Origin of the sequence: Nonomuraea deserti (genome assembly GCF_004348685.1) — a bacterium.
GTDB classification, from domain to species: domain Bacteria; phylum Actinomycetota; class Actinomycetes; order Streptosporangiales; family Streptosporangiaceae; genus Nonomuraea; species Nonomuraea deserti.
On the sequence record NZ_SMKO01000325.1, the window covers coordinates 1 to 5724 of the forward strand.

Below are 5724 nucleotides of genomic sequence, written 5' to 3' on the forward strand. Positions count from 1 at the left end.
AATCGGAGAACATCACCCCACGAAGCGGACGCGGCAACAACGGCTCGAACCCGGCGCAGATCTCCTCCAACGCCTCCGCGAACACCGGGAAGTGCTCAACCAGCACCGAACCCATCCCGACCCGCTGGCTGCCCTGACCCGCGAACAACAGAGCCAGCTTCCCGCCAGAACCACTCCCCGAGATCGCAACGGACGGATCGTCGGCCAGCGCCCGCAACCCCGCCACCAACTCGTCCCGATCAGCACCCACCACGACCGCACGCTGCTCCAGCACCGCCCGGCCCGCCGCCAACGACCACGCCACATCCGCGAGGTCCACCTCCGGCCGCGCCGTGATCCACGACGCGAGCCGACCAGCCTGCGCCCCAAGCGCCTCCCGGCTCTTCGCCGACACCAGCCAGGGCACCACCGGCACCCGTTCCACCGGCTCAGGCTCCGGCTCCACAACCGGACCCTGCTCGATGATCACGTGAGCGTTGGTGCCGCTGATCCCGAACGACGACACGGCAGCCCGGCGCGGACGGTCTGCCTGGTCCCACGGACGGGCCTCGGTCAGCAGCTCGACCGCACCCGCCGACCAGTCCACATGCGGAGAAGGCTCGCCCACATGAAGCGTCTGGGGAAGCATGCCGTTGCGCAGCGCCATGACCATCTTGATCACACCGCCCACACCGGCCGCGGCCTGCGTGTGACCGATGTTCGACTTCAGCGAGCCCAGCCAGAGCGGCTGGTCCCGGTCCTGCCCGTACGTGGCCAGGATGGCCTGCGCCTCGATCGGGTCACCGAGCTTCGTACCGGTGCCGTGCGCCTCCACCGCGTCCACATCCGCCACCGACAACCCGGCGTTCGCCAGCGCCTGCCGGATCACCCGCTGCTGCGACGGACCGTTGGGAGCGGTCAGACCGTTGCTGGCGCCGTCCTGGTTGATCGCGCTGCCCCGCACCACGGCGAGCACGTGATGTCCGTTGCGCTCCGCGTCCGACAGCCGCTCCACCAGGAGCATGCCGACGCCCTCGCCCCAGCCGGTGCCGTCGGCGTCGGCGGAGAACGCCTTGCACCGGCCGTCGGCGGACAGGCCGCGCTGGCGCGAGAACTCGATGAAGGTGCTGGGCGTGGCCATGACGGTCACGCCGCCGGCCAGCGCCAGGTCGCACTCGCCCGACCGCAACGCCTGGACTGCCAGGTGCAGGGCCACCAGCGAGGAGGAGCAGGCCGTGTCGACCGTGACGGCGGGGCCTTCCAGTCCCAGGCTGTAGGACACCCGGCCGGAGGCGATGCTGCCCGAGCTGCCCGTGCCGATGAGCCCTTCGAGCTCACCTGGCACAGCCGACAGCTGGGGCGCGTAGTCGTGGTACATCACACCGGCGAACACGCCGGTCCGGCTGCCGCGCAACCGGGTCGGGCTGATCCCGGCCCGCTCGATGGCCTCCCACGACGTCTCCAGCAACAACCGCTGCTGCGGGTCCATGGCGAGCGCTTCACGCGGCGAGATCTCGAAAAATCCCGGATCGAACTGGGCGGCGTCATACAGGAACCCGCCGTGCCGCGCGTACGAGGTGCCCCGGCTGTCCGGGTCCGGGTCGTAGAGCTTGTCCAGGTCCCAGCCACGGTCGGCAGGGAACTCCCCCACCCCGTCGCGAGCCTGCGCCACCAGCTCCCACAGATCCTCCGGAGACAGCACACCACCCGGATACCGGCACGCCATCCCCACGATCGCGATCGGCTCGTCGACCGTCTTCGTAGCGGTCACGGTGGACTGGGCGGCCTGCCCGCCGGCCATCTGGTTGGCCAGGTGGTCGGCGATGGCCTCAGCGGTCGGGTAGTCGAAGATGAGCGTGGCCGGGAGCGACACGCCGATGGCGGCCGTGAGCTGGTTACGGAACTCGACGGCCGTCAGGGAGTCGAAACCGAGCTCCTGGAAGGCGCGGTCGGGCTGCACCGCGTCCGCCGAGGCGTGGCCCAGCACCTTGGCCGCTTCCTTGCGGACGAGTTCCAGCAGCAGCATCCTGCCGCGTTCCGCGCCCTCCAGCCCGGCGAGCCGGCGGGCCAGCTTCGACCCGGTCGAGCGGGCCACCTGCCGTACCGACCCGCGCACCAGGCCGCGCAGCAGCGCGGGAAGGCGGGAGCCGCGGCCGGCCAGCGCGCTCGTGTCGACGCGCAGCGGCACCAGCACCGCCGCGTCCGAGCCCGATCCGGCGTCGAACAGGGCCAGCGCCTCGTCCACCGTCAACGCCGGCAGGCCCTGGCGCCGCATCCGTTCGAAGTCGGCCTCGCTCAGCGAGCCGCTCATGCCCGCGTCGGTCTCCCACAGCCCGTACGCCAGTGACGTGGCGACCAGCCCCGACGTCCGCCGGTGCACCGCCAGGGCGTCGAGGAACACGTTCGCCGCCGCGTAGTTGGCCTGCCCTGCCGCCAGGACGGAACCGCCGGCGGACGAGAACAGCACGAACGCCGACAGGTCCAGGTCACGGGTGAGCTCGTGGAGGTGCCACGCCGCGTCGGCCTTCGGTCCAAGGACCCGGTGCAGCCGTTCCACCGACAGCGACGCGACCAGCCCGTTGTCGCTCACGCCCGCGGCGTGCACCACGCCGCGCAGCGCGCGCTCGTCGGGAATGGACACGATCAGCGCGGCCAGCGCGTCACGGTCGGCCACGTCGCAGGCCGCCACGTCCACCTCGGCGCCCAGCTCCGACAACTCCGCCACCAGCTCGGCCGCACCAGGCGCGTCGAGACCGCGCCGGCTGACCAGCAACAGGTTCCTGACCTCGTGCTCGCTGACCAGATGGCGGGCCACCAGCGCGCCCAGCCCACCCGTGCCCCCGGTGACCAGGACGGTCCCCTCGGGTCCGAACACCGGCTCGCCGGCCGAGGTCCCGGCCCTCACCAGCCGCGGAGCCCGGATCTGGCCGCCGCGGACGGCCGCCTCCGGCTCTCCGGAGGCCGCCACGCCGGCCAGCGTGTCCCACGACTCCTGATTGCCGTCCACGTCCACCAGCACGAACCGGCCCGGGTTCTCCGCCTCGGCCGCCCGCACCAGGCCCCACACCGGGGCCGCCGACACGTCCACCCGGTCACCGTCATCAACGGCCACCGCACCCCGCGTCACCACCACCAGCCGAGACGACGCGAACCGCTCGTCGGCCAGCCAGCCCTGCACCGCGCTCAGGACGTCGGCGACGATCTCGTGGACGGCGTCGAGGACCTCCGCCTCCGGCGGCGTCACCACGTACGTGACCGCGTCCGGCACGGCGCCGTCCTCGGCGATCGACGCCAGCTCGGGCAGCTCGGACAGCTCGGCGTTGTCGGGAGCGGAGACGGGAGTCCACTCCACCCGGAACAGCGACTCGGCGCGGTCGTTGCCCGCGGCGGTGAGCTGGTCCGCCGAGACGGGGCGGACGGCGAGCGACTCGACCGACAGCACCGGCGCGCCGTCGGCGTCGGCGATGGTCAGCGCGATGGAGGTCTCGCGGAGACGGGAGATCCGCACCCGTACGCTGCTCGCGCCCGCCGCGTGCAGCCGCGCTCCGGCCCAGGAGAACGGCAGCACGGTCTGCCCGTCGCCGGCGATCAGCTGAGCGTGCATCGCGGCGTCGAGGAGGGCGGGGTGCAGCCCCGACCTGGCCGCGTCGGCGTGCGCCTGCTCGGGCAGCTCGACCTCGGCGAACACGTCCTGGTCCCGCCGCCAGGCGGCCTGCAGGCCCTGGAAGACGGGCCCGTACTCGTATCCCATGCCCAGCAGCAGCTCGTAGGCGCCGGACACGTCGACCGCGTCGGCGCCGGCCGGTGGCCACTGTTCGAGCCCGTCCGTGGGCGCGGGCGCGGCGGCGGACAGCGCGCCGTCGGCGTGCCGGGTCCACGTGCCGGCGGTGTCGCCGTCGGCGCGGGAGTGGATGGCGATCGACCGCGCGCCGGAGGCGTCGGCGGCGCCGACGACCACCTGCACCTGGCGACCGCCGCCGGCGGGCAGCAGCAGCGGCGCCTGCAGGGTGAGCTCCTTGACGAGCGGGCTGCCCACCTCCTGGCCGGCCTGCAGCGCCAGCTCCAGGAACGCCGTGCCGGGCAGCAAAATCGTGCCGTTGACGGCGTGGTCGGCCAGCCACGGCTGGGTTGCGACGGACAGGCGGCCGCTCAAGATGACGGACTCGCCGCCGGCCACCTCGGTCACCGCGCTCAGCAGGGGATGGTCGAAGGCCGCGAGCCCCGCCCCTGCCATGTCGCCGGCGCCGGCGCGCGCGGAGATCCAGTACCGCTGGTGCTGGAAGGCGTAGGTGGGCAGGTCCACGTGCGACGGGCGGGCGGGGGCGAAGAACGCCTCCCAGTCGACGGCCACGCCGCGCACGTGCAGCCGGCCCAGGGCCTGCACGAACGCGAGCGGTTCTGCGCGGTCCTTGCGCGTGCTCGGGACGAAGACGCCGTCCTCGGCGCTCTGCTGGGCCAGCGCGGTCAGGGTGGCGTCGGGGCCGACCTCGATCCAGACCTTGGCGCCGGTCGTACGGGCGGCGGCGACGCCGTCGGCGAACCGCACCGCGCCACGCACATGCTCCACCCAGTAAGCAGGGTCGGTCAGCTGGCCAGGCTCGGCCAGGCGACCCGTCACATTCGAGATCACCGGAATGGTGGGCTCGTGGAAGCCGAGACCGCTGATCGCCTCGGCGAACTCGGCCAGCATCGGCTCCATCAACGGCGAATGGAACGCGTGCGAGACCCGCAACCTGCGCGTCCGCACCTCAGCCCGGGCCTCGATCTCCGCGATCGCCGCCTCATCACCGGACACCACCACCGCAGCCGGACCGTTCACCGCCGCCACACCGACCCGGTCCTCACGACCGGCCAGCAACGGCAGAACATCCGCCTCCGGAGCCGCGACAGCCAGCATCGCCCCGCCAGAAGGCAGCGCCTGCATCAACCGAGCCCGCGCCGCCACCAGCGTGCAGGCATCCTCCAGCGAGAACACCCCCGCCACATGAGCAGCCGCGATCTCCCCGATCGAATGCCCCACCAGCACATCCGCCCGCACCCCCAACGAGGCCAGCAGCCGATACAGCGCCACCTCGAACGCGAACAACGCAGGCTGCGTCATCCCCGTCTCGTTCAGCACACCGTCGGGATCGCTGAACATCACCTCACGTACGGGATGCGGCAGCAGCGGGTCGAGCACCCGGCAGATCTCGTCCAGCTCGGCGCCGAACACGGGGAACGCCTCGGCGAGCTCGCGGCCCATGCCGAGCCGCTGGCTGCCCTGACCCGCGAACAGCAGGGCCACCTTCCCACCGGAGCCACTCCCCGAGATCGCAGCGGAGGGGTCCTCGGCCAGCGCCTCCAGCCCGGCCAGCAGTTCGTCGCGGTCGGCGCCCACGACGACCGCGCGGTGCTCCAGCACGCTGCGACCGCCGGCCAGCGTCCAGGCGATCCCTGCAGGGTCGGGCTCGGGGTGTTCCGCCACCCACGAGGCGAGCCGCCGGGCCTGTCCGGCCAGCGCTTCGGGGCTCTTGGCCGAGATCAGCCAGGGCAGCACCGGCAGAGCCCCGTCGTCACCCCTGGTGACCTCGGTCTCATCGCCCTGTTCGATGATCACGTGGGCGTTGGTGCCGCTCACTCCGAAGGAGGAGACGGCGGCGCGGCGCGGACGGTCGAGCTCGTCCCAGGAACGAGCCTCGGTCAGCAACTCCACCGCACCCGCCGACCAATCCACATGCGGCGACGGCTCATCCACATGCAACGTCC

The 5724-nt window shown here is 72.6% G+C and carries 1 protein-coding gene; it reads right to left on the reverse strand.

The features are described 5' to 3' along the window. A partial coding sequence (locus E1292_RS49100) for a type I polyketide synthase (RefSeq protein WP_220447446.1) occupies positions 1-5671 on the reverse strand: 5671 nt, incomplete at its 3' end. Positions 5672-5724: the final 53 nt, after the last annotated feature.